Genomic DNA, 24,389 nt, shown 5'->3' on the forward strand with positions numbered 1-24,389 from the left:
GTAATTCAGGCGGATTTTTATTTGCTTTGGATTGGCTCATATACGAACCAGAAACTGTATAACAAATTTCTAGTAAACCATCACGGATCCGCTTCCTCCCTGTGTTGAGTAATATAGTCGGACACGTATCACATATTCCCTGCCTTTGAGAAGCCGAAGGTGAATTTTTGAATTAAAATCCGTTCCACTGTCATCGTCTCCTGACATGTAGACATCCTGTCCGTTGATCCGTTCAAAAAGAACCATGAGCGTGTCCATCGTGCCAAAAGTTTCAATTTTGTATTTGCGGGACATGGTTGGTTTAAAAATAAAATTCTTCTGTTCTCCCGGTTTGATATCCATGAGTTCAGATTTTGATAACTTTAACTGAACGTAATCTGTCTGGGTAAGGGGTGGATATATTTTTTTAATAAATTCCTTGTCTTTTGCAGATAAACCACCAGCGGGATCAATCCCGTTTCGGAAAGCCGCCGGTTCCAGAATCATTCCAGGTCCAAATGGATAATGCATCACAGAATTGGGATCATGAACGGTACCTTCAACCTGATTCGCCGGTATTTTTCGGATGATGTTATGATAAGTGGTTTCTCTCGACCAGCTGTTTGGTGGTTGTGCCAAGGCATTGTATACAGCTTCTTCATCCCAAACGATCCCCGCAAACGGATTTTGGTGTTCATGTGGTGCACCAAGCGTGTGACCAATTTCGTGGATGGCGGTATCTATTTCGTCGCTAATATCCCAGCCAAAATTCATAGTGCGTTCGTCAAAGCTTGGCACTGCATCAATAATGTCACGTCCCACATACGACCAGGAACCATCACCTCTTAGAAAGCCAATGCGGATTTCCGCGTCCGTTCTGTCATTGGTTTCCTCAAATTCCAGCCCTATTCCCTGGCTTTTCCAGGCAGTAAATGCTTGTTTTACCACATTAATCTCAGCAGCATTTCCCCGCCAGGTAGCAGGCGATCCATCGTTTGCGTTAAAAAAATAGTATTTCAGTTTTGTACCATTCACCCATTTTTTGACCATCAGAATGATCATCCTTTGCCTTCCCTCCGCTACTCCGGGAGAGAAAGTGACAGGTAGCGGTGTAACTAGCGTGCAATAGTGCGGAGTGGCAGTTGCGCCGGCGGTAGCTTTGTTTGTTGGCATGTTGTTGCTGCGTTTAAGTGTGGAAGAGTGTTTTGAAGAGTATTTTTTTTTGTTGAATCAAACTTAGTCATTCAACTAGCGGTCTGCATTACCCTTAAATAGTTTTATATCAGATACTTATTTAATGGTGGAAAGCGGAATTTATGATTGATGATTCAGTTAAATTGAATTGAACCAAGCTGTTTGGCATCATCATGAAAACCTTCCGGATATTGATATTTTGATTGCAGGAAATCATTTGCGGGTATACCGAATGGACTATCACCAATGATTTCGAGTATATATGATGTTTTGTATAATTTAAATATATTATAAAACTATATTTTTGTTATGTAGAATTCCTATCCCTTGAATTGATGTCTTTTTTAAAATACATTTCACTGTTTTACATCCTGTTTTGCATCTTCGCCTGCGGTCCCGACTTGCCCGAAGATGTAGCGCTAGCATATGCGGAACTTCCTGATAAACTGGATTATAATCAACATGTGAAGCCGGTTTTGTCCGACAAATGTTTTGCATGCCATGGACCCGATAAAGCGAAGCAAAAGGCAGGTTTGAGATTAGATGTAGCCGAGGCCGCATTCGCTGCATTGCCTGAGAATAAGGGGAAAGTGGCTATTGATCCCGGAAATCTGAAAGGCAGCGAATTCTATCATCGTATCATGTCAGCAGATCCTGAGTATATGATGCCTTCACCGGATTCTCACCTGAGTCTTTCCGCCAAAGAAAAGGCTATTCTGGTAAAATGGATAGAAAACGGAGCAGAATACAAACCACATTGGGCATTTGTCAAGCCTGAAAAACCGGAAGTTCCTGACATAAAACAAAGCGATTGGCCGGTAAATACAATTGATCATTTTGTATTAAATCGGCTGGAAACCGAAAAGTTAAAACCATCCCGGGAAGCTGAAAAAGAACTGCTGTTACGAAGAGTATCACTTGATTTGACAGGATTGCCACCCACGATCCCGGAAATTGATGCGTTTCTGAATGACAAGTCTGCTAATGCTTATGAGAAACAGGTGGATCGGCTTTTAAAATCTGTTCATTATGGTGAGAAAATGGCTGTTGACTGGCTGGATCTGGCGCGTTTTGCCGATTCACATGGCTATACAGTTGACCGGCTCCGTGATATGTCGCCTTACCGGGACTGGGTTATTAAGTCTTTTAATTCCAACCTGCCTTATGACCGATTTTTGCACTGGCAGCTTGCCGGAGACCTGATGCCGAAGCCCACGAAGGACATGTTAATTGCGACGGCATTTAATAGAAATCATCAGCAAAACATGGAAGGTGGTGTAGTGGAGGAAGAATTTCAGACAGAATATGTGGTGGACCGCACCAACACTTTCGGCGATGCCATGCTTGGGTTGTCGGTAGGTTGCGCCAAATGCCATGACCATAAGTATGATCCGGTTTCACAGAAAAACTATTACGAGCTTTTTAGCTTTTTTAATAATGTAAAAGAAGCCGGGCAAATATCCTGGAACGATGCGATGCCAACACCAACAATGATGTTGCCTACTGCCGCTCAGGAAAAAATGCTGAGGTACATCAATGCCAATATTCAGCAACAGGAAAAGGAACTTGAAGGTTTGAAAATGGCAGAAGTCAAGGCGTTTGAAAACTGGTTATCCCAGGGATTCTATAAAAAGCTTGGGAACGAGAAAATTCCCAGCCAAGGGTTGCAGGCATATTTTGCAATGGATGGATCGCTCAGAAATGAAGTTAACAAACGCCAGTCCGGATTGATGAAAAGGGAATCAGGGCAGGCCGGAGATGCACCGGTATTTGTTTCTCATGGAGACAGAAAGGCATTGCAAACCAATGGCGATGTGTACCTGGATTTGAATGAAACCGGCGTATTTCGAAAATCAGATCCATTCAGTATTGGAATTTGGGTCAATATTCCAAAAGAACTACATGAAGGTGTGATCCTGCACAAAAGCCAGGCTGAAAGACTTTACAATTTCAGAGGTTACCATTTGTATCTTAAAAATGACAAACTGGAACTGAGCATGGCGCACACGGCACCGTCCAATGCCATTACGAAATTATCGGAAATGACTGTTCCGAAGGACAAATGGATACAGATCACAATTACTTACGACGGCTCGTCAAGAGCGGTTGGTTATCGCTTGTTTCTGGATGGAAAGGAATTGAAAATGAAAACAGAAATGGATCAGCTCACCAAGGATATTTTGTTTTCGTCGGGCACACAGCCAGGTTTGCAGATTGGAGGCTGGTGGCGGGGACTTGGTTTTAAAGATGGTTTGGTAGACGATATCGTGGTATACAATCGGGAGCTTACTCCATTTGAAACCGGGATTCTTGCCAAAAATAAAACCTGGAATGCCATCTCGACAAAGGAGAAAACGAGCCTGAATTCGGCCGAATTGAATGTGCTGAAAGCCTATTACACAGAAGCCGTTTCGCCAGTTGTCAAAATCAAAAAAAATGACTTGCAAAAAGCAAGAACCATGCTTGCTGATTCGGCAGAACACATTCGTGAATTGATGGTGATGCAGGAATTGCCCGTGAGGAAGAAAGCGCATATTCTGCTGCGGGGGAATTACGATGCTTTGGGGCCTGAGGTTTTTCCGGGCACTCCGTCATCCATCATGCCTTTTCCTGAAAATTTACCTAAAAACAGATATGGTCTTGCGCAATGGCTTACGCATCAGGATAATCCGTTAACGGCGCGGGTAGCTGTTAATCGTTTGTGGCAGAATTTTTTTGGAACCGGATTGGTGAAAACCACAGAAGATTTTGGTAATCAGGGAGAAATGCCAAGCCATCCTGAATTACTCGACTGGCTTGCTGTGACCTTCCGGGAGTCGGGTTGGGATGTGAAAAAGATGAACAAATTATTGGTAATGTCTGCAACTTACCGGCAGAGCTCTATTGCTGGAAACGATTTGCGGGAAAAAGATCCGGAAAACAGGTTGCTTGTACATGGACCTGTAAGCAGGCTGTCGGCAGAAATGATCCGAGACAACGCGCTTATGGCAAGTGGGTTGATAAACAGGAAAGTGGGAGGGCAAAGTGTGAAACCGTACCAACCGGACGGTTTGTGGGAAATTAATAATACCAGTTATCAGCGTGATTCCGGAGATGCCGTGTATAGGAGAAGTTTGTATGTGATTGTGAAACGGTCGGTTCCAAATCCAACACTCTCCACGTTTGATGCAACTTCAAGAAGTTTTTGCGTAGTTCGGAGGCAGAAAACCAATACACCTTTGCAGGCTCTTGTCACGCTCAACGATCCGACATTTACCGAGGCGGCGAGAGCACTAGGCGTGCAAATGTGTGCAAATAGAGATGTTGGCACGGCTATTCAAACGACTTACCGGAAACTTACGGGCAGAAAGCCTTCTGCAAAAGAAGTTGTGTTATTAACCAAAATGCAACAATCAGAGTACCGGAAGTTTACCGATTTTCCTGCCAAAGCTCAGGGCTGGATTACGCAGGGACAATATAAGCCAGGCGACAAACATAATCTCGCACTGGTGGCAGCCAATGCTGTGGTGGCGAGTACGATTTTAAATTCAGATGCAGCGTTAACCAAAAGATAATTCATGTCAGATCATCACAATGAAGTATTCAGGTTACACAGCCCTGATTTTAACACGTTGAATGAAAAGCTGGACCGGCGCAATTTCCTGACGAAAACATCACTGGGGCTGGGAGCACTTGCGATGGGTTCATTGTTTGGATGCAGCAAAACGCCGGATGCAAAAGGCGCATCTGAGGTAGCGGGGGATGTGCAGCAACAGATCTTGAATTCACTTCCTCATCTTGCACCAAAAGCAAAACGGGTTGTTTATTTATTCATGAGCGGAGGTCCTTCTCAGTTTGAAACCTTTGACTACAAACCGAAACTGGTTGATCTGGCTGGTCAAAATCTTCCGGATTCCGTAAGGCAGGGACAAAGATTGACGGGCATGAGCGCCAATCAAAGTGCATTACCCATGGTGCCATCGATCTATAAATTCAATCGCCATGGTAAAAGTGAAACCTGGGTTTCTGAATTGCTTCCTCACACAGCAAAGGTGGTAGATGAGCTCTGCATCATTAAATCCATTCATTCGGAAGCCATCAATCATGATCCGGCTATAACCTTTTTTCAAACAGGAAATCAGCTTCCCGGAAGGCCTTCGATAGGTTCCTGGATTAGTTATGGACTGGGATCGTCGAATCAGAATCTGCCCACTTTCATTGTACTGGTCTCCAAAAATGGCTCACGTGATCAGCCGTTGTATGCACGTCTCTGGGGAAATGGCTTTCTACCTTCGCGGCATCAGGGAGTTCAGTTTGGTTCGGGTAAGGATCCGGTTCTCTTTTTGAACAACCCGGAAGGTTACGATGGAACAGACAGGAAAGAAATGCTGAATTATTTATCGGAACTGAACCGCTTGCAAAACGGAACCTATGGTGACCCGGAAGTTGAAGCCCGCATAGCACAATACGAAATGGCTTACCGAATGCAAACTTCCGTACCCGAAGTGATGGATACCAGTGACGAACCCGATGAGGTTTTTGACCTCTATGGTCCCGACAGCCGTGATGCGGGAACGTATGCAGCCAATTGTCTGCTTGCCCGTAAACTTCTGGAAAAGGATGTGAAATTTGTTCAGTTGTATCACCAGGGTTGGGACAATCATGGAGGTTTGCCTAAAGGAATTGCGCACCAATGTAAAAACACCGATCAGGCGACTGCTGCTTTGATCATGGATCTTAAAAGACGTGGTTTGCTGGACGATACGCTTGTTGTTTGGGGAGGAGAATTTGGTCGCACGGTATACTCACAGGGGAAACTCACCGCCGACGATTATGGGCGGGATCATCATCCGAGATGTTTTACCATGTGGATGGCGGGAGCAGGCGTGAAGCCGGGAATGAGCTTCGGGGAAACCGATGATTTTAGTTATAATATTGTTAAAGATCCTGTCCATGTCCACGATTTTCAGGCAACGCTGATGCACCTCATGGGGGTTGACCACGAAAAACTTACATATAAATTTCAGGGAAGGCGTTTCAGACTTACCGATGTGCATGGTAAAGTAGTGAAAAGCATTCTTTCTTAAATCAGGTTTAGTTTTTTAATTGAGATGAAAATGATGCTAATTGAACAAGGGTTTTAAAAACACATTGGATTCATAAAATGGAAAAACATGAAATGCCTGAAAATGGCGCGGTGGTAAGATTCAGACGAAGTGATGGAGCTGAGTGGGTGGATGGAGAGTTTGATGAGGAAAATCAACTTTTTATTGAAATATACTCGGCAGAGCCCATCACACACCACCGCCAGGATATAGTGGAATGGGAATACCTTGACGGAATGAATTAATGTTAAACCATGATGCTGTTTTAGCAAGAATCGGGTTTTAGAATTGGCTCTATACCGATATGTTTGCCCAAAATTCTTAAATCAATCATTACATTATGATTCGTCATCTGGAATTGGATAGTGATCCCATAGAAAGACAGCGAAGACTTCAAGGGTTAATCAGAAGAGGTGAGGTTTGTTTGGGTGGTTATGCCAGAGGCAAAATATATGGTTTACTTTCCTGCTCCGCCGGTAAAAGGATGAAGATTGAAAACCGGGTTTTCTTCAAAAATGAGGACGAGGCTATTCAATTCGGATACCGACCTTGCGGACGATGTTTACCGGAAAAGTATAGATTGTGGAAGTTGAAAACGCATGGAAATTAACAGCAATATCAAATATTCTCCCGGGAATAATCTACTTCCCGTAGATGGAGAAGCATATTTTTATCCCAATGAGTTTTCCGCTACTGAACGTCACGAGCTATTTTTTGGCTTACAGACCAAGGTTGAGTGGAGGCAGGAACCAATCAAAATTATGGGTCGGGAAATCATGCAGCCGCGACTTACGGCCTGGCACGGAGATGCAGGGAAATCTTACCGTTATTCCGGTATTACAATGGATCCCGCTCCCTGGACTCCGGAACTACTAATTATCAGGGAGAGAATACAAGAAGTTTCCGGACAAACGTTCAATAGTGTGCTGCTCAATTTTTATAGAAACGGTCAGGATAGTATGGGTTGGCATCGCGACAATGAAAAATCGCTTGGCGCCGATCCGGTTATAGGATCCGTAAGTTTTGGCACTTCAAGAACTTTCCAGTTCAAACACCGGGAACAACCCGAACTTCAGGAAAGTATCTCACTGACCGATGGAAGTTTTCTTTTGATGAAAGGCTCCACACAGCATCATTGGTATCACCGCATTCCAAAAGAAACAAAAGTCTCAGGAGGTAGAATCAATCTGACTTTCAGAACTATAATCTGATTTGAATCTGTTTTGAAATTTAGAAATTCAATAGGCACAACTGAGCAAGAATCGGGTTTTAAGTCGCTGTTGCAGACAATACCTTTGTAAGGTAATAATATCAATCATAATGGAAACACAACAGGAAATTGATTACAACAGAATTGCCGAAGCAATAGCTTTTCTAAAATCCAACTTTAAGAATCAGCCCAGTCTGGAAGAAGCTGCTGATCACGTTCATTTGAGCCAGTTTCATTTTCAACGCATGTTTCAGGATTGGGCAGGTGTTACGCCCAAGCAGTTTTTGCAATACTTAAGTGTTGAACATGCTCGTTACATTCTAAAAAATACCGAGGCGACACTTTCAGAAACGGCGGAAGAAACGGGCTTATCGGGTACTGGTCGCCTTCATGATCTGTTCGTAAAAGTGGAAGGAATGACACCCGGAGAATACAAAAATGGCGGAGCGTCACTGAGCATCAATTACAGTTTTGCCGAAAGCCCTTTTGGCAACATTCTTGTGGCTTCAACCTCAAAGGGAATTTGTTACATGGCCTTCGTAAATGAGAGCCAAACCGAGGCCCTTCAAGCTTTGCAAAACCAATTTCCGAATGCACATTACACGCAATTGGTAGACGGTATTCAGCAAAACGGACTCTTTATTTTTAATCAGGATTGGAGTAAACTGAGCCAGATTAAACTGCACCTTAAAGGAACACCGTTTCAACTGCGGGTTTGGGAAACACTTTTGCGTGTTCCTGTTGGCGGGCTCACTACCTACGCTTCGCTTGCGCAACAAGCCGGACATACGGGAGCTTCCCGTGCGGTTGGTACCGCAGTGGGTTCCAATCCCGTTGCATTTCTAATCCCATGCCATCGTGTGATCAAGTCTACCGGTGAAACAGGGCAATACCATTGGGGCGCTACACGAAAAAGTGCTATCATCGGCTGGGAATCTGGATTGTTGCAAAACGCTGTTTAACCCGATAAACCCTAAGCAATGAACAGTATAAATGAAAAGCTGGATGCACAAAACTGGCCCGAAATAAGGAGGCAGCTTCATGCAAATGGTTATGCCGTGGTCAAAAACATCCTGAAACCGGAGGTCTGCAAGGAATTAATAAGCGACTATGACGTCACCGGCAAGTATAGAAAAACAATTAGTATGGAACGCTATCGTTTCGGGCTTGGCGAATACAAATACTTCCGTTATCCTTTGCCTGATCAGATCACCAAAATAAGAGAAACGGTTTATGCTCATATTGCACCGGTTGCAAACAGGTGGATGGAGGAGCTGAGGATAGAAAAAACTTTTCCTGAAACGCATTCAGACATGATCGCGCTTTGTGCTAAAAATGAACAAACCAAACCGACTGTGTTGATCCTTAAATATGGCAAAGGAGGGTTCAATACTTTACATCAGGATTTATATGGAGATGTGTTTTTTCCGATGCAGGTAGTACTGTTTTTGAACGAGCCTGGAAAGGATTATACAGGTGGTGAGTTTGTGCTTACCGAACAAATTCCCCGTGCGCAATCCAAAGCCAATGTGCTTATGCCGGGCGTTGGAGATATGCTCATTTTTACAACCAATTTTCGACCTGTCAAGGGATCCAGAGGTTTTTACAGGGTAAATATGAAACATGGAGTAAGTCCGGTGCATGCTGGTGAGCGCCATACATTAGACATTATTTTTCACGATGCCCTGAGCTGATCTCTTTTTCCGAGACAGTAGGTGCGAGGCTGCGCCAGAGGTAAAAAACCAGGTAGTTTTCCCAGCCTTTGAAGGCACTGAAAAAATTCACAATAAGCATATTATCAGTCTTTTGTTCAATAATATTATGTCGAATGAGCGCATTGAGTAATCCTGCGTCTCCATGCGGGATGCTTGATGGCTCTTTGAGCGATTTCATGAGCGCATAATTGGCCGTCCAGATACCAATTCCCCGAACAGCTGTGAGCGCCTTCTGCCGTGCCTCCAAGTCAGGAAGACTTTGAAGATATGCCTTACTCATTTCTCCTCCTTCAAAAATCTTCGCCAGTCCAATCACATATTCAGCCTTTTTTTGCGAAAACTGCAATTCTCTCAGGTCCATAACCGTGGCATTAGCGAGGGCCTTATAGGAAGGAAAGATGTGGTAATCTTTTCCATCGTAACTTACTGCCTTTCCGTATTTGTCAACAAGCCGTCTTTTTAGTTTGTAAGCAAAGGTGAGATTAATTTGCTGTCCGATGATGCTCCATGTCAGTGCCTCAAAAAGATCGGGTATTCCTATCAGTCTCAAACCGGCATAACGGCTGGTCATGTAAGATAGTTTTGGTTCGTTTTGAAGCAGTTCGTAAAACGGTTTCAGGTCATGTGTTGGTTCAAGCCAATCCTTCACGAATTGTATAATGCCATGCTCTGCCAGTGCGTCAATTGCTCCGCTCAGTATTTTTATCTGTAACAGATGTCCTTCATGTCTGATCTCAAAAAGGAATGGCTCGTTGCTAATGAGGAGTGCTTTTCGGATGAAGTCGGTGCCTGTTACATGCATACAGTCATCAAAATTTCTGTTTAAAAACCAGAGACACTCATCAAAACTGAAATCATCTGCGGTGGAAATACTAAGTACAGGTCTGTTCATTATATAAAATTCTAGGTTTTTCTTGTGTTATCCAACCCGTATCTTGCTATAACACCAAACCTCCCGCACCAGTTGGATTATATGAATTTCCGCGCAATGCAAGCTTTCGGGCAGGGAGAAGCTACCTGTTTGAAAATCAGCGCAGGAGGGATGGAAATATCAGATTTGGTTTTTTGATTATTTCTCAGGGAATATTTTTTATGCACATTTTAGAAAAATAATATACCTTTTGGGAATTATTATTTTGTTAAGAATGTAACTATTTTGATATGAAATCATTTTAAATTAAGATTTTAAATGTTTGTTTAAAATTTGTGTTTGATTTCGTTGGAGAATCCAGATTCGTATGCGACCTTTGCAATGAACAACAACAGTTAGAATTGTGAAGTGTATCAACTTATCCAGTGAAGAAAAATTAAAGGAGGCGGCGAAATCTGTCTTTTTGAGAAAAGGTTTTGCGGGAACCACGGCAAGGGATATTGCAGATGCGGCGGGAATGAATATAGCATTGACAAACTATTATTTCCGCAGTAAGGAGAAGCTTTTTGTTGAAATTTTCAAAGATTTATTTTCTTTGTATTGTACCAATACGGTTAAGATACTTGAAAAGCCGATAGGTCTTAAAGAGAAGATCATTGAGATCATTGAAGAGGATTACAGAATGATGAAGGAGGAGCCAACGCTGGTGCTGTTTATAATGACAGAAATTCACCGGGATTGCGAGAATCTTTTACCAGAATTGTCAAAGTATAAGGAGTTGTTGAAAGGGATGTTTATCGATCAGATAGCTGAGGAGGTTCGGAAGGGGAGTATGAGAGATATTGAAGTTGAGCACCTTATGCCGATTATAATAGGAAGTTTGCAGTTCGTTTTTGTGGGCAAAAACATGCACATGAAGATGTATAGTATGAGCGAAGGGCAGTTTGACAATTATACCGAAACGCATAAAAATCATGTGATAGGTATGGTGACTAATTACCTTTTTCAAAGTGCCTGATGGCGAAAGAATTAACCGAGAGGAAATAGTTTGATAAAAATATAAGTCAGGAACGAATATTTTAGGAATTTAGAGAGCCGCAAAACAGTTTTCTAAACTTTAAGACACCAGTAAATAATATGAGAAGTAGACTACATAAAAGAGTCGCAGATTTCAAAGATGCGGCACAAGCGAGAGCAACAGGCGCTTATCCATATTTTCGGCCGATTGAATCGGCTCAGGATACCGAGGTGATTATTGGAGGTAAGCCCGTATTGATGTTTGGATCCAACTCTTATCTTGGATTAACTACTCACCCTTATATTATAGAATCGGCACAGAAGGCGGTCGAAAAATACGGTAGCGGATGTGCGGGTTCAAGGTTCCTGAACGGAACACTGGATATTCATGAACAATTGGAAAACAGGCTTGCCAAATTTACCGGTAAAGAGTCGGCAGTTTTGTTCAGCACTGGTTATCAGGCCAATCTTGGAGCTATTTCTTGTCTGACAGGCAGAAACGATTACCTTATATTAGACGAAAGAGATCACGCATCGATTATTGACGGTAGTCGTTTGTCGTTTTCGAAGGTGATCAAATATGCACACAACGACATGGGGGATCTTCGCAAGAAGCTCAACCTGCTTCCGGAAGATGCTGTGAAACTGATCGTAACGGACGGTATATTTAGTATGGAAGGCGATATTGTGAAACTTCCTGAGCTTAACGAAGTGGCCATTGAATTTGGTGCTTCGGTTCTGGTTGACGACGCACATGGCCTGGGTGTTATCGGAAAGTCGGGTGCGGGAACAGCTTCTCATTTCGGTCTTACGGATTCCGTAGATCTTATCATGGGAACTTTCAGCAAGTCTTTTGCTTCACTTGGAGGTTTTATCGCAAGTGATTATGCAACGATTGATTACATCAAACACCGTGCAAGAGCACTTATTTTCAGCGCAAGTATGACGCCCGCAAGCGTGGGAAGTACATTGGCTGCTTTGGAAATTATAGAAACGGAGCCATATCACATGGAACGCCTCTGGGCGAATACGCGCTATGCCAAAGAGTTACTTTTGGTAAATGGTTTTGACCTCGGTGCTACCGAAAGTCCGATCTTGCCGATTTACATACGTAACAATGAGAAGACTTTCATGATGACCAAACTTTTGCTTGAAGACGGAGTTTTTGTAAACCCGGTTGTATCGCCTGCGGTGCCAGCTGATGAAACACTGATCAGGTTCTCATTAATGGCAACGCATACATTTAGCCAGATTGAAGAAGCAGTTGATAAAATGGCCCGTATTTACCGTGAACTATTCCCGGAAGCTATAACCGCCAGACTATGATCCGCATTGAGGCCATATCACCGAAAGGTAAGGAACTGGGCCGGTTTATTGATTTTCCTCATGACCTGTATGCAAATGACGGGAATTACGTTCCCGAGCTTTTTATAGCACAAAAGGACATGCTTACGCCAGGAAAGCACCCGTTTTACGAGCATTCCAAAGCTCAGCTTTTTCTGACGTATAATGGGGATCGGGTTACCGGACGCATTGCTGCGATATGGAATCGGAATCACAATGAGTTTACAAATAGAAAGGACGGTTTTTTCGGTTTTTTTGATTGTATCGATGACCAACCCACAGCTGATCTGTTGATTAAAACAGCATGCGACTGGGTTAAGGAACAAGGTGCAGATACGGTTGTAGGACCGGTTAATTTGTCGACCAATGATACCTGCGGGCTTTTGGTTGACGGATTTGACAGGCCACCTATGGCGATGATGCCATACAATGCGCCCTACTACGAGAAGCTTTTGTTGGCGAATAAGCTGGTCAAAAAAACAGACCTTTTGGCTTATGAAATCAACGTGAGTGATTCTAACGACCGTTCGGTGAGGTTGTTGGAGGTTTTGCAAAACAGACTGAAACGGAGTGGAATCACAATCCGTCAGGTCAACATGAAGGATTTTAAGAACGAAGTGAGAAAAATTCGCGAGGTATATAATGCCGCCTGGGATAAGAACCTGGGGTTTGTTCCGGCAACCGACAGCGAGTTTGAGTATCTTGGTAAAGATCTTAAAATGATTGTGGATCCTAAATTTTGCCTTGTTGCAGAAAAGGATGGTGAGGTGATTGGCTGGACGTTGGGAGTACCCGACATCAACCAGATTCAGATTAAAATAAAAAGAGGACGTTTGCTGCCAACCGGGATTTTTAAGCTTCTTTTCGGAAAGAAGAACATCACGAGAATTAGGGTGCTTACACTTGGAGTGATGGAAGAATACCGGAAACTGGGGATAGAAGCCTGTCTTTACGGAAGTATTATCCAAAATACTTACGGTACCAAAGTTACTGGTGGAGAATGTTCGTGGATGCTTGAAGATAACTACCTCATGAACCACGCAATTGAACAGATCAACGGGAAACTATACAAACGTTACAGGTTGTACGAGAAGGCGTTATGAGTGAAAGAGTACTGATAACAGGAGCGAGTGGTTTCATTGGTTATCATTTGGTACAAGCAGCTTTGCAGCAGGGATTTGAGGTGCACGCAGCTGTGAGGCCGTCGAGTGAAACAAGCGAACTGAAACAGCTGGGAATTGAGGCAGAGGTTAATAAAAGAGGTAAATTACTTTTTGTTTTTCCTGATTTCACATCCGCCGAAACGCTGCTTCCGCTCATGGATAAAGGGGCATATAGCTATGTGATCCACGCTGCGGGAGTGACAAGAGCCAAAAGTACAGAAGCTTATAATGAGGTGAATGCGAATTACACACTTCGCCTTGCACAAGCTTCACTGGCATGCGGCTTACCTTTGAAACGATTTGTTTTTTTGAGTAGTCTGGCAGCTGTGGGATCAGAGGGATATCATGCAACGTCACCGATTAGCGAAGATACAGTTCCAAAGCCGCTGACATCGTATGGTAAAAGCAAAATGTTGGCAGAAAGCTACCTGGTTGATTTAAAGGATCTTCCGCTTACGACAATCCGACCAACGGCGGTTTACGGACCAAGAGAAAAGGATATTCTCATTTTGTTTCAAACGTTGAATAAAGGCCTGGATCTTTACATAGGACGAAAGCCGCAGTGGCTGAGTTTTGTTCATGTGACGGATCTGGTGGCAGCAACACTGGCTGCGTTTAAAGAGGACAGCAAGCTTCATACAGCTTATAATATATCAGATGGCAACAAGTACGACAGATACAAACTTGCCGATTTGTTCAGAAAATTTAGTAAAAAAAGCCCTAACAGGCTCCATGTGCCACTTGGCGTCATCAAACTAATAGCTGCAATGCTGGAAGCGGTGTCGGTGTTCTCGAAGAATGCTCCGGTGCTGAATCAAGAAAAAATAGCCGAATTGACGGCTGAGAACTGGTATTGCTCCATTGATAAAGCGCAGAAGAATCTTGGATACGAGCCGAAATTTGGTCTGGAAGACGGATTGAAACAAACGCTGACCTGGTACAAAGAAAATAAGTGGTTGTAATAGCCGGGTAAACGCCGGATAAAAAGTGAAACGGAAGGACAGCGGTTGTTGTCCAGACGGGAAGTGCATTGAAAAATAAAATCAGAATTTATTAAGCTTACACTATGTTGAAGCCAGCATACATAAAGTTTGTGCTTTTAATCGGTATCCTGCTTGCGGGTTATACTGAGAGCCGGGCACAAGCTACGACAGTAAAAGGAACAATAACGGATGAAAAAACGGGGGAAACACTTCCTTACGTCAACATCGTTATTCCCGGGACTACTATGGGTACCACCTCCGATGTGGATGGAAAGTATTCGATGACATTGACCGCGCCTAACTTCAAAATCAAATTCACTTATGTAGGTTACTTAAGTGTTGAAAAAACGATACCTCAGGGAACCAGCCAGACCATCAACATCAAGATGAGCGTGGATGCTTCTATGTTGAAGGAAATTACGGTAAAAGGGAAAGCCAAATATCGTAACAAGGACAATCCGGCTGTACAGCTTATTCGCCAGGTAATTGCCAACAAGGATAAGAACCAGATGGCGAGCTACGATTTTGTTGAGTACGAGCAGTACGAAAAAATGTCTTTCGCTCTGAGTAATCTGTCCGACAAGTTTAAGGATAGAAAGGTTTTCCGCAACTACCAGTTCTTGTTTAATGATCAGGATTCGGCAGCCATTGGTGGTAAAAACATGTTGCCCGCTTACATGGAAGAGAAACTGTCACAGGTTTATTTCCGCAAAAGCCCTTACACTAAAAAACAATGGATTAAAGGAAATCGCCGTGCCGAATTTGATAGCAAATTTGTAGACAACGATGGTTTGAGTGCCTACTTTAACAGACTTTATGAAGATATAGATATTTACAAAAACGATGTATCAATTGCGACGAACCTGTTGCTGAGCCCTATTGCAAACACTTCACCAACATTCTATAAATTTTTCATCCGGGATACTGTAAAAACACAGGAGCCATGGTTAATCGAGCTTGGTTTTGTGCCCCGTAATAAAACAGATATGCTTTTCGAGGGCAAACTGTTTATTACCCTTGATGGAAACTATGCAGTTCAAAATGCTTTCCTGACGGTGAACAAGGATATCAATCTCAACTTTATGAGAGACCTTGAAGCACGTCTCGAATTCGAGAAAAGCAATGATGGTCGTTACCATTTGAGTAAAACGACACTGGGAATGGAATTTGCCCTGGGAGAAAAGGGAGCAGGCTTGTATGGACAGCGTACGGTCAATTTTAAAAATTACGAGATCAATCAGGAGCGGGCGGATAGCCTGTACAGAGGACCCGGCCAACAGGCAATATATAATCCTTTGGAAAGAAAAGGCGAGAATTACTGGGCACAGGTAAGGCACCTTCCACTCGACAGAGCTGAAAAGGACATTTACAGGAATGTAGATACCTTGCAAACCATCCCGTCTTTCCGTCGTACGATGGACATCACCACTCTTTTTCTGGCTGGCTATAAGTCGTTCGGTATTGTAGAGGTTGGTCCGGTAAATACATTTTACAGTTTTAACCCGGTTGAAGGTTTCCGCCTCCGTTTTGGTGGCAGAACCACCACGGAATTAAGCAAAAGAGTTTTCTTTGAAACTTATGCAGCTTACGGCTTCAAGGATCAGAAATGGAAATACTTTTTGAGTGGAACCTATTCACTCAACAACAAGTCGGTGTATCATTTTCCGCTGCATTACATTAAAGCAAGTTATCAGCACGACACTAAAATTCCAGGTCAGGATCTGCAATTTGTCCAGGAAGATAACTTTTTGTTATCCTTCAAACGCGGAGAAAATAACAGATGGCTTTACAATGACATTTACAAAGTTGAATATGTAAGAGAATTCCAGAGCAGATTTTCTTATAAGTTAGGCTTTACGAAATGGAGCCAGTCACCTGCCGGGATATTGACGTATCAGGAAGTGAAACCAGAAGGCGAGTTATATGACATCACCCGACTAAGAAATACGGAAGTTAATGTGGAGCTTCGTTATGCACCGGGAGAGCAGTTTTACCAGGGCAAGTTGTATCGTACGCCTATTATCAACAAGTTTCCAATCTTCACACTTCGCTACAATGCAGGTTTAAAAGGAGTTTTGGAAGGGCAGAATAACTACCACAATCTGACAGGAAACATTGCAAAACGTGTTTATTTGTCTCAACTAGGATTTGTTGACCTCACCGCGGAAGGTGGATACATCTTTGGGAAAAACATTCCTTTCCCTTTACTGACAATCCATCGTGCCAACCAGACATATGCTTATCAGCTAAATTCATATAACCTGATGAACTTCCTGGAATTTGTGAGTGATCATTACGCAAGTATAGATGTTCAGTATTACATGAATGGATTTTTGTTTAACAAAGTACCTTTGCTGAAAAAATTGAAACTTCGCGAGGTATTTAGTTTCAAAGCGGTGATGGGTGGATTGCGTGATGAAAACAATCCTGCTAGCGGTGCATCGGTTTACAAGTTTCCGGTGGACGAACAGGGGCGACCGATCAGCTATACACTTGCGAAAGAGCCTTATATGGAAGGAAGTATAGGCGTGGCAAACATTTTTAAACTGCTTCGTGTGGATCTTGTGAAACGTTTCAACTACCTCGATCATCCGAATGTTTCGGAATGGGGTATCAGAGCAAGGTTCAGGCTTGATTTTTAAAGAGAATAAGAGCCAGGCGGTAAAGAGTAAAAAGTAAAAAGTGAATGGGCAAATTAGCCTGAAAGGCATGCATCTCTTAACCCAGGGCAACGCCCTGAGGAATAATGAGAATAATCTGAGAAAAGATGAACTACGCAATAATAGCAGCAGGAGAAGGATCAAGATTGGCACAGGAAGGTTTTCCGTTGCCAAAGCCAATGGTGAGTTTGCATGGAGAAATGTTGATTGATCGTCTGATCAGCGTTTTTGCCAGAAATAATGCAGAAAACATTTTCATTATTATCAATGAAGAATCGGCTCAGTTGGAAGAACATCTTAAAACACTGGATCCTTCGTTGCCGATACATATTACCAGGAAATCGACTCCAAGTTCCCTACACAGCTTTTACGAACTTCTGAAAAATGCGGATGGTGTGAATTCAGTTTGTCTCACAACGACAGATACCGTTTTCAAAGAAGCCGAGTTCAAAGCATACATCTCAGAATTTGAATCAAATAAAGACATTGATGGACTAATGGCCGTTACCACCTTTATTGATGATGAGAGTCCGTTGTTTGTAGACGTGGACGCCAATAAAAATATCACCGCTTTCGCTGATAAAAATGATAATAAAACGCCATTCATTTCAGGAGGAATCTATTGTCTTCGCGGAAAAGCGCTGAATGTTGTGAACGAGGCCGTAGAAAGTGGAACGAACAGAATGCGCAATTTTCAGCGGCAATTGCTGACCAGCGGCGTGAGCTTAAAAGCTCATCCATTCTCAAAAATCGTGGATGTAGACCACATGGCAGACATTGAAACTGCTGAGCATTTCTTATTAGAAAACAATGATACGGCTGTTGTAGCAGGTATTTAAACAATAAATGGCTGAGATAAACCAGCCAAAATGAATTCTGACACCGATTAAAAAGCCCAAAGTCAATGCAATGGCAAAAGCCCCGGGCGCTCAATTATGAATAGTAAAGAAATACTTGCAGTACATAGAAACAGGAAATTTTCACCAAACCACATTGGGAATGATGATGCCATATTTTCATTAACAGCGCAGGAGCTGGAAAAACTTGGAGGTAAAGTTCAGCTGATAAGTGAAGACGATTTTTTGGCAATGGAAAACGTCTCTCACAAGTTGATTTTTACAATGGCGCGCCAAAAGGAGGTTGTTAAAAAATTACAGGATCTTGAAGAAAGCGGCGTAGTGGTGGTGAATTCCGGATTTGGAATTGAAAATTGTTTCCGAACCAATATGACTAATGGCCTTGTTAGCAACGGCATTCCCTATCCTAAGAGTTTTGTTGTACCTACAAGTTATACCGGCGATGAGGTATTTGAGAATTTGCCCGGTAAGGGTTTTTGGATAAAAAGAGGTGATTTTCATGCGATCCATAAGGAAGACGTGACATTTACCTACACAAAAAAAGAGGCCAAAGAAATACTGCGGGAATATGCTTTGCGTGAAATTCCGGATGCGGTTATTTCTGAGCACCTCATGGGAGATTTGGTGAAATTTTACGGCGTGTACGGAACGGAATTCTTTTTCTGGTTTTATCCTTATGACAACAATCACCATAAGTATTCGGAGTATGAAAGTATAAACGGGAAATCCTTGTATCATACCTTTGATGAAAATAAGCTGCAAAACATTGCCGGAGAATCGGCGAGGGTGCTGGGGATAGATATTTATGGTGGTGACGCCATTGTAGGAGCAGATGGGAGCTTTCACATTATCGATCTGAACGACTGGCCGAGTTTCGCACCTTGTCGCGACGAGGCAGCGGAATTCATTGCAAAACGAATTTTTCAAAAGTTTTCACAAGAGTCGTAGGACAAATGATCCTTAACTAATATTTAAACTCAACTAACTGAAAGCCGATTCGAAGTACTGTTTACAAAAAACTGTTAACCGGGGCTTTTTAATATTAAACCAAAACTATCCTGATGGATAACCTTATTAAAGAAAATACTGCAAAACCTTTACAACCAGATCAGGTTTCGGCCTTTGAAAGTTCGCTGAAATCCAACGATACCGAAGAGAAAATCGATATCTGGTTCTATCGCCCGATTGGTTACCAGATCGCACTTTTTTGTGCCAAAATTGGCATGACACCCAATACGGTAACCATCATCAGTATCTTTTTTGGTGTCGCAGCGGGGATTCTTTTTTACAGTCAGGATCTATGGGTGAACGTGATCGGGATGCTTTCGCTGGTATTCGCTAATTCGCTTGACAGCGCCGATGGGCAGCTTGCAAGATTGACCAATAACAAAAGCCGTTTAGGACGCATCCTGGATGGAGCTGCCGGAGATTTCTGGTTTATTTCCATACACATTGCCATCTGTTTGCGAAGCATGAACGAAGGCTGGACAGCATTGATCTGGATTCCGGGTGTGCTCGCCGGTGCTTCCCACGTCGTGCAGTCTGCGATGGCCGATTATTACAGAAATGTGCATTTGTTCTTTATCAAGGGCACATCCGGCAGCGAGCTGGATAACAGCCGTGACTTACAGCGGGAATACAACCAGCTTACTTGGAAGAACGATTTTGGGATGAAACTGGTAGCTCGTTTTTACCTGAATTATACCAAACAGCAGGAGTTCTTTTCACCCAAATTGCAGAAGCTGCTTGGCCTGGTTCGTGAAAAATACAGAAATGGTTTACCTCAGAACCTGATCACCGATTTCAGAGCGCAGAACAGGCCATTGATGAAATATACCAACATTGTACAGTTCAATACCAGAGTACTGTTTTTGTTCCTTTGGTTATTTCTGGATCAGGCGTGGGTTTATTTTTTCTTTGACATTTTTATACTGAATCCGATTCTGATCTACATGTGTGTGAATCAGGAGAAAGTGAGCGGATATTTTTACAAAAAGATTTCTACTGGTACCGAATATGGGGTCAAAAATATATAAGGCGGTATTTCTGCTGATCGGAATTCTCACGCTGGGCTATATGGTATATGGCATCGGGTTGGATTCTATTTGGCTGAATATTCAAAAGACTGGTATCTGGTTTATCCCTGTTATCGGCAGTTGGCTCGTCATCTATATTCTGAATGCCTATGCGTTTAAAGCCATTATTCAGGAACCAGCTTTGCCCAGGAGCAACATGCTGTTTTGGGATGTATTGAGGCTGACCATAACCGGTTATGCGATCAACTACATCACGCCGTTTGTCGCGCTGGGAGGAGAACCTTACCGGATTATGGAGTTGAAACCCAAGCTGGGAATCAATAAGGCAACTTCCTCCGTGTTGTTGTATAGCCTGATGCACATGTTTTCGCACGTGTTGTTCTGGCTCGTATCGATCCTGCTTATTTTAGCTTTCATTCCTGTAAACAACATGATACTCGCCGGCTGTGCTTTCATGCTGGTAACGAGTTTGTTATTGGGATATTGGTTTATACGGGTTTATAAAAAAGGATTCACGGTCAGTACAGTTAATCTTTTAACGAAGCTTCCATTTGTAGGGAAAAAGGCACAGGCATTTGCGACTGAAAAAGCGGATTCGCTTCTCGAAATCGACGACCAGATACGAATATTGTACGCCGACAGGAAACCAAGATTTTACCTTTCCCTTTGGCTGGAATTTGCGGCAAGAGTCGTTGGTTGTGCTGAGATTTATTTCACAGCAATTGCAATTGGTCTGGACATGTCGGTAACGGAAGCACTGGTAGTAAGTTCTGGTTCGTCACTTTTTGCCAACCTGATTTTCTTTTTCCCGATGCAGCTGGGTACACGAGAAGGTGGTTTGGCAATGGCGCTCAGGAGCGTTGGGCTGCCGGCGGCAAGTGGTATTTTTATAGGTGTTGTGATGCGTATCAGGGAAATTGTTTGGATCCTGATTGGTCTGGCATTAATGAACAAAAAAGGAGCTTCCAATGAAAGTGATTTGCAGGAAGTGGAATCCGAATTAACATATGTGCATTCTATTGCGAACAAATAAAAAACGATGATAAAGGGAGTACTGATAGATTACGGCGGGACGATAGATACGAACGGTTTGCACTGGGGTTCTGTTTTGTGGGAGGCTTATCAAAAGCATAATACCGGTGTTGACAAAGAAAGTTTCTCCAAAGCGTACTCCTTTGGAGAAAGGTCATTGGCCATCAATCCGATCATAAAACCGGAACACTCGTTTTACGATACACTGATTTTAAAAGTGGAGCAGCAGTTTTTGTTTTTGAAAGAAAATGGGATTGAGCTCGCACCGGAACTTGTTGAGGCCATAGCAACGGAGTGTAACGCATTTGCCCTGGAAACAATAGGGAAAGCAAAACCAGTTCTTGCGCAACTCGCGGCGAATTATCCTCTTATTCTCGTTTCCAACTTTTATGGAAATATCAATAAGGTTTTGGAAGTATTTGAAATCGACAGTTATTTCCAGGAGATCGTTGAATCTGCGGTTGTGAAAATCCGCAAACCGGATCCTGGTATTTATAAACTTGGGGTTGATGCGCTGGGTTTGCGGCCTGAAGAATGTGTGGTAATCGGCGATTCGTTTGTGAAAGATATGGTCCCGGCCAAACAGGTTGGTTGTAAGGCAATCTGGATCAATGTAGCGGGCTGGGAGGAATCCACTGCAGCAGCAACATCCGAATGGAAAGCCGACGCAGAAATCACGGATTTCAGTGAGGTGTTGGTAAAAATTAAAGAAATGAATCAGTAATCTGTTTGGCGATCATGATTACGCCTGACTTATAATTATAGAAATTATGTATGATATCTGCACCATAGGGCATATTACTTTGGATAAAGTGGTAACGACCCAATCCGTTAAGTTCATGCCGGGTGGCACATCATTTTATTTTTCCAAAGCAATTCAGGATTTCGATTTGCGCTACGCGCTGGTAACCGCACTGGGCAATGAGGAGGCTTATATCGTGGACGGACTCCGGGAAGCAAACATTGAAGTGCGCTCCCTGCCAAGCGAATTTACCGTGTATTTTGAAAACATTTACAGCCACAATCAGGATCACCGTGAGCAGAATGTTTTGCACACTGCGGCTTCTTTCGATGTTGCTCAAATGCCGGATGTTAATGCCAAAATCTTCCACCTGGGGCCGTTATTATCGGATGATATTACGGTCGAATTAGTAAAACACCTTGCCTCAAAAGGAGAGGTTTCTCTTGATATTCAAGGTTTCCTGCGTTATGTGAAGGATAAGAAGGTTTACTACCGCGACTGGGCAGACAAAGAGGAAGCGCTTCCATACATTACTTATCTGAAAGCGAACGAGTTTGAAATGGAAGCCGTAACAGGCACTTCCAATGTTGAAGCTGGTGCAAGATACCTGGCAGAAATGGGTGTGAGGGAAGTGATTATTACACTTGGAAGCCGTGGTTCGGTGATTTATACCAATGGTGTTTTTCATCATATTCCAGCCTATCAGCCTGCTGATATTGTTGATGCAACTGGTTGTGGTGACACATATATGGCAGGATATCTGCTTCAAAAAGTGAAAGGAGAATCAATACAACGTGCAGGGGAGTTTGGTGCCGCCATGGCTACGCTGAAAATTGCGTCATCCGGGCCGTTTTCAAGAACTCCGCAAGAAGTAGAAAATGTGATTAAGCAGGGGGCCTACACTCCTCAGGTGGAGCAGGTGGCCGAGGTTGAAAAGTAAGAGTTTTTTTGTCATGAAGTACGTCATCAGCATATTTTTATTCATTGCCATACCCTTTATTGTTTCTTTTAAGGGTGTTGAAAACAGAGAGTCTATCAGCACAAGGAATTTGGCTGATCCGGATACTTTTCCGGTCCCTGGGCGCGAAGTGCCAGGATTGCTATTCTACATTCAGCGCGATCCCAATACCAACACGATTGTGTACGAGCTCAATAAGGATGGACAGGGGCGTGTTCGGGAAAAAGATCCTGTCAGCACTTTCTGGATACGTTATCCCGAAGGTGGGGGACGTAAAGATTTAAATTACCTTCAGCGTAAATTTGCTTACGGAATCAATTCAAAATCAATGGGTAACGGAGATTTTGAACTTAGGTCTGTGGCTTATTCCAAATTACCGTTGTATTTGCGACGTGATCAAAAGAACCAGTATCATGTCTATGCAGATATAGGAAGCAGAAAGTGTATCCTGAGCAGAGTTTTTATCCGAATCGACGGAGGGACTTTCTGGTCTCCAAATGTGCTCTACATCGAACTTAAGGGTGTGGAGATAGCAACCGGAAAAATAATTACACAACGAATAAAACCATCGTGACATGGCTAAAAATTATGTCTCAAACTCGAGGGAGTCATCAAGAATGTTCAAAAGTGACCTTCTTGAACCATTATCCAAAGTACACTTCAGTGTTCCACTCTATATTTTTGTTCCGGTTATAGGATACTTTTCCTGGAAAGCAATTTCACCCGGTCAAATGCCTCTGATTTCTTTCGTTGCCTATTATTCGGGCGGGCTGTTTATCTGGTCTTTTACAGAGTATGTCATGCATCGTTTCGTATTCCATTTTACGCCACGTGGTAAAATTATGGAACGGATTCATTTCATATTTCACGGTGTTCATCATGATTATCCGAATGATGCCAAACGACTCGTAATGCCCCCGTCGGTAAGTATTCCATTGGCTACGGGATTCTATTTTTTGTTCACGTTGTTCCTTGGAGAATTTACCGTCGCAGCATTTTTTTCTGGTTTTATCACAGGATATTTGTTTTATGACATGATGCATTATGCTTTACATCATGCCAATTTCAAAAACGAATTCTGGAAGACACTTAAAAAGCATCACATGACGCATCACTATTCCGAGAGTAATAAGGGTTACGGTGTAAGCTCCAATTTCTGGGATAAGGTATTCGGTTCGGATTATTAGTTACAGAATATTTTAATTCTAAACGGCTGTCTTTCAAAGGATAGTCGTTTTTTTGTTTAAAGGGCAGGTGGAAAAAACGGGCATTATCTACCTGATTATGTCAGGTGCAACCCGTAAGGATTAATAGTCGCTCCGCTCACTTTCTCTTGCTTATGTCTTTAAGATCAAATACTTAAATTGTTGTATTTGCTATAAAAATAGTCATAATAGGTTGTGTAAGGTTCAGTTTGTTAGTGAAAATTGCGAAAATTTGAGCACAGGCAAAATTTTCGTTTTACCCCATTTCTCAAACATTCTAAGGTTTTTTTAATATATTTCCTGCGGTTATCATAAGATAGTTGCTACGACTATCGTTGG

22 protein-coding genes are annotated in these 24,389 nt (G+C 42.8%); 20 read left to right on the plus strand and 2 right to left on the minus strand.

Features of this window, described 5'->3' with window-relative positions; translation table 11 throughout:
• Positions 1–69 precede the first annotated feature (69 nt).
• Positions 70–1,152: a M12 family metallopeptidase gene (locus tag LZG71_RS22770; protein WP_233824302.1), complete on the minus strand. Its 1,083-nt coding sequence runs from the start codon at positions 1,150–1,152 to the stop codon at positions 70–72.
• Positions 1,153–1,508: 356 nt separating this feature from the next.
• Here LZG71_RS22770 and LZG71_RS22775 point away from each other — a divergent pair, with 356 nt between their 5' ends.
• From LZG71_RS22775 to LZG71_RS22805, 7 genes are all read left to right on the plus strand, one after another.
• Positions 1,509–4,727 carry a DUF1553 domain-containing protein gene (locus LZG71_RS22775; RefSeq protein WP_233824304.1) on the plus strand — a complete coding sequence of 1,073 codons (3,219 nt, stop codon included), beginning with the start codon at positions 1,509–1,511 and terminating at the stop codon, positions 4,725–4,727.
• 3 nt (positions 4,728–4,730) lie between these two features.
• A complete protein-coding gene (locus LZG71_RS22780) occupies positions 4,731–6,239 on the plus strand; it encodes a DUF1501 domain-containing protein (protein WP_233824306.1) in 1,509 nt (502 codons plus the stop codon).
• Between the two features lie 77 nt (positions 6,240–6,316).
• Complete coding sequence (locus tag LZG71_RS22785; RefSeq protein WP_233824308.1) at positions 6,317–6,502, plus strand: hypothetical protein; 186 nt, start codon at positions 6,317–6,319, stop codon at positions 6,500–6,502.
• A gap of 95 nt (positions 6,503–6,597) precedes the next feature.
• Positions 6,598–6,867 carry an Ada metal-binding domain-containing protein gene (locus LZG71_RS22790; protein WP_233824310.1) on the plus strand — a complete coding sequence of 90 codons (270 nt, stop codon included), beginning with the start codon at positions 6,598–6,600 and terminating at the stop codon, positions 6,865–6,867.
• On the plus strand, positions 6,857–7,468 hold the full coding sequence (locus LZG71_RS22795) for an alpha-ketoglutarate-dependent dioxygenase AlkB (protein ID WP_233824312.1): 612 nt from the start codon (positions 6,857–6,859) through the stop codon (positions 7,466–7,468). Before LZG71_RS22790 ends, LZG71_RS22795 begins: the two co-directional genes overlap by 11 nt.
• A gap of 109 nt (positions 7,469–7,577) precedes the next feature.
• Positions 7,578–8,429, plus strand: coding sequence for a methylated-DNA--[protein]-cysteine S-methyltransferase (locus tag LZG71_RS22800; protein ID WP_233824314.1), 852 nt, complete (start codon positions 7,578–7,580; stop codon positions 8,427–8,429).
• An 18-nt stretch (positions 8,430–8,447) separates the two neighbouring features.
• Positions 8,448–9,161, plus strand: coding sequence for a 2OG-Fe(II) oxygenase (locus tag LZG71_RS22805; protein WP_233824316.1), 714 nt, complete (start codon positions 8,448–8,450; stop codon positions 9,159–9,161).
• On the opposite strand, the gene LZG71_RS22810 is transcribed toward LZG71_RS22805, so the two are convergent.
• Positions 9,136–10,074, minus strand: a complete 939-nt coding sequence (locus LZG71_RS22810; protein ID WP_233824318.1) for a DNA-3-methyladenine glycosylase — start codon at positions 10,072–10,074, stop codon at positions 9,136–9,138. The two genes, LZG71_RS22805 and LZG71_RS22810, sit on opposite strands and share 26 nt — an antisense overlap.
• A 382-nt stretch (positions 10,075–10,456) precedes the next feature.
• Between LZG71_RS22810 and LZG71_RS22815 the strand changes: the two genes are divergently transcribed.
• The 13 genes from LZG71_RS22815 (at position 10,457) to LZG71_RS22875 (ending at position 24,032) form a co-directional block, all read left to right on the plus strand.
• Positions 10,457–11,071, plus strand: coding sequence for a TetR/AcrR family transcriptional regulator (locus LZG71_RS22815; RefSeq protein ID WP_233824320.1), 615 nt, complete (start codon positions 10,457–10,459; stop codon positions 11,069–11,071).
• 119 nt (positions 11,072–11,190) lie between these two features.
• A complete protein-coding gene (gene spt, locus LZG71_RS22820; protein ID WP_233824321.1) occupies positions 11,191–12,396 on the plus strand; it encodes a serine palmitoyltransferase in 1,206 nt (401 codons plus the stop codon).
• Positions 12,393–13,517 (plus strand): hypothetical protein, encoded by a 1,125-nt coding sequence (locus tag LZG71_RS22825; RefSeq protein ID WP_233824323.1) that lies wholly within the window; start codon positions 12,393–12,395, stop codon positions 13,515–13,517. The genes spt and LZG71_RS22825 overlap by 4 nt, the downstream gene beginning before the upstream one ends.
• Entirely contained in the window at positions 13,514–14,539 is a 1,026-nt protein-coding gene (locus tag LZG71_RS22830) for an NAD(P)-dependent oxidoreductase (RefSeq protein WP_233824324.1), read from the plus strand. The genes LZG71_RS22825 and LZG71_RS22830 overlap by 4 nt, the downstream gene beginning before the upstream one ends.
• 104 nt (positions 14,540–14,643) lie before the next feature.
• A complete protein-coding gene (locus LZG71_RS22835) occupies positions 14,644–17,202 on the plus strand; it encodes a DUF5686 and carboxypeptidase-like regulatory domain-containing protein (RefSeq protein ID WP_233824326.1) in 2,559 nt (852 codons plus the stop codon).
• 125 nt (positions 17,203–17,327) lie between these two features.
• On the plus strand, positions 17,328–18,059 hold the full coding sequence (locus LZG71_RS22840; RefSeq protein WP_233824327.1) for a sugar phosphate nucleotidyltransferase: 732 nt from the start codon (positions 17,328–17,330) through the stop codon (positions 18,057–18,059).
• A 96-nt stretch (positions 18,060–18,155) separates the two neighbouring features.
• The gene (locus tag LZG71_RS22845; RefSeq protein WP_233824328.1) at positions 18,156–19,025 is read left to right on the plus strand and encodes a hypothetical protein; all 870 of its coding nucleotides are present in this window, start codon (positions 18,156–18,158) and stop codon (positions 19,023–19,025) included.
• Between the two features lie 113 nt (positions 19,026–19,138).
• Positions 19,139–20,113, plus strand: coding sequence for a CDP-alcohol phosphatidyltransferase family protein (locus LZG71_RS22850; RefSeq protein WP_233824329.1), 975 nt, complete (start codon positions 19,139–19,141; stop codon positions 20,111–20,113).
• Positions 20,094–21,146 carry a lysylphosphatidylglycerol synthase transmembrane domain-containing protein gene (locus LZG71_RS22855; RefSeq protein WP_233824330.1) on the plus strand — a complete coding sequence of 351 codons (1,053 nt, stop codon included), beginning with the start codon at positions 20,094–20,096 and terminating at the stop codon, positions 21,144–21,146. Before LZG71_RS22850 ends, LZG71_RS22855 begins: the two co-directional genes overlap by 20 nt.
• Positions 21,147–21,152: 6 nt before the next feature.
• A complete protein-coding gene (locus tag LZG71_RS22860) occupies positions 21,153–21,869 on the plus strand; it encodes an HAD family hydrolase (RefSeq protein WP_233824331.1) in 717 nt (238 codons plus the stop codon).
• A 46-nt stretch (positions 21,870–21,915) separates the two neighbouring features.
• Positions 21,916–22,827, plus strand: a complete 912-nt coding sequence (locus tag LZG71_RS22865; protein ID WP_233824333.1) for a PfkB family carbohydrate kinase — start codon at positions 21,916–21,918, stop codon at positions 22,825–22,827.
• Between the two features lie 13 nt (positions 22,828–22,840).
• A complete protein-coding gene (locus tag LZG71_RS22870; RefSeq protein WP_233824334.1) occupies positions 22,841–23,419 on the plus strand; it encodes a DUF4833 domain-containing protein in 579 nt (192 codons plus the stop codon).
• Position 23,420: 1 nt separating this feature from the next.
• The gene (locus LZG71_RS22875) at positions 23,421–24,032 is read left to right on the plus strand and encodes a sterol desaturase family protein (protein ID WP_233824336.1); all 612 of its coding nucleotides are present in this window, start codon (positions 23,421–23,423) and stop codon (positions 24,030–24,032) included.
• Positions 24,033–24,389 lie beyond the last annotated feature (357 nt).

Origin of the sequence: Dyadobacter sp. CY312 (genome assembly GCF_021390535.1) — a bacterium.
GTDB lineage: Bacteria > Bacteroidota > Bacteroidia > Cytophagales > Spirosomataceae > Dyadobacter.

Coding starts and splice junctions, on each gene's coding strand:
- LZG71_RS22770 (WP_233824302.1), bottom strand. CDS start 1,152: ATGCCAACAAACAAAGCTACCGCCGGCGCAACTGCCACTCCGCACTAT.
- LZG71_RS22775 (WP_233824304.1), top strand. CDS start 1,509: ATGTCTTTTTTAAAATACATTTCACTGTTTTACATCCTGTTTTGCATC.
- LZG71_RS22780 (WP_233824306.1), top strand. CDS start 4,731: ATGTCAGATCATCACAATGAAGTATTCAGGTTACACAGCCCTGATTTT.
- LZG71_RS22785 (WP_233824308.1), top strand. CDS start 6,317: ATGGAAAAACATGAAATGCCTGAAAATGGCGCGGTGGTAAGATTCAGA.
- LZG71_RS22790 (WP_233824310.1), top strand. CDS start 6,598: ATGATTCGTCATCTGGAATTGGATAGTGATCCCATAGAAAGACAGCGA.
- LZG71_RS22795 (WP_233824312.1), top strand. CDS start 6,857: ATGGAAATTAACAGCAATATCAAATATTCTCCCGGGAATAATCTACTT.
- LZG71_RS22800 (WP_233824314.1), top strand. CDS start 7,578: ATGGAAACACAACAGGAAATTGATTACAACAGAATTGCCGAAGCAATA.
- LZG71_RS22805 (WP_233824316.1), top strand. CDS start 8,448: ATGAACAGTATAAATGAAAAGCTGGATGCACAAAACTGGCCCGAAATA.
- LZG71_RS22810 (WP_233824318.1), bottom strand. CDS start 10,074: ATGAACAGACCTGTACTTAGTATTTCCACCGCAGATGATTTCAGTTTT.
- spt (WP_233824321.1), top strand. CDS start 11,191: ATGAGAAGTAGACTACATAAAAGAGTCGCAGATTTCAAAGATGCGGCA.
- LZG71_RS22825 (WP_233824323.1), top strand. CDS start 12,393: ATGATCCGCATTGAGGCCATATCACCGAAAGGTAAGGAACTGGGCCGG.
- LZG71_RS22830 (WP_233824324.1), top strand. CDS start 13,514: ATGAGTGAAAGAGTACTGATAACAGGAGCGAGTGGTTTCATTGGTTAT.
- LZG71_RS22835 (WP_233824326.1), top strand. CDS start 14,644: ATGTTGAAGCCAGCATACATAAAGTTTGTGCTTTTAATCGGTATCCTG.
- LZG71_RS22840 (WP_233824327.1), top strand. CDS start 17,328: ATGAACTACGCAATAATAGCAGCAGGAGAAGGATCAAGATTGGCACAG.
- LZG71_RS22845 (WP_233824328.1), top strand. CDS start 18,156: ATGAATAGTAAAGAAATACTTGCAGTACATAGAAACAGGAAATTTTCA.
- LZG71_RS22850 (WP_233824329.1), top strand. CDS start 19,139: ATGGATAACCTTATTAAAGAAAATACTGCAAAACCTTTACAACCAGAT.
- LZG71_RS22855 (WP_233824330.1), top strand. CDS start 20,094: ATGGGGTCAAAAATATATAAGGCGGTATTTCTGCTGATCGGAATTCTC.
- LZG71_RS22860 (WP_233824331.1), top strand. CDS start 21,153: ATGATAAAGGGAGTACTGATAGATTACGGCGGGACGATAGATACGAAC.
- LZG71_RS22865 (WP_233824333.1), top strand. CDS start 21,916: ATGTATGATATCTGCACCATAGGGCATATTACTTTGGATAAAGTGGTA.
- LZG71_RS22870 (WP_233824334.1), top strand. CDS start 22,841: ATGAAGTACGTCATCAGCATATTTTTATTCATTGCCATACCCTTTATT.
- LZG71_RS22875 (WP_233824336.1), top strand. CDS start 23,421: ATGGCTAAAAATTATGTCTCAAACTCGAGGGAGTCATCAAGAATGTTC.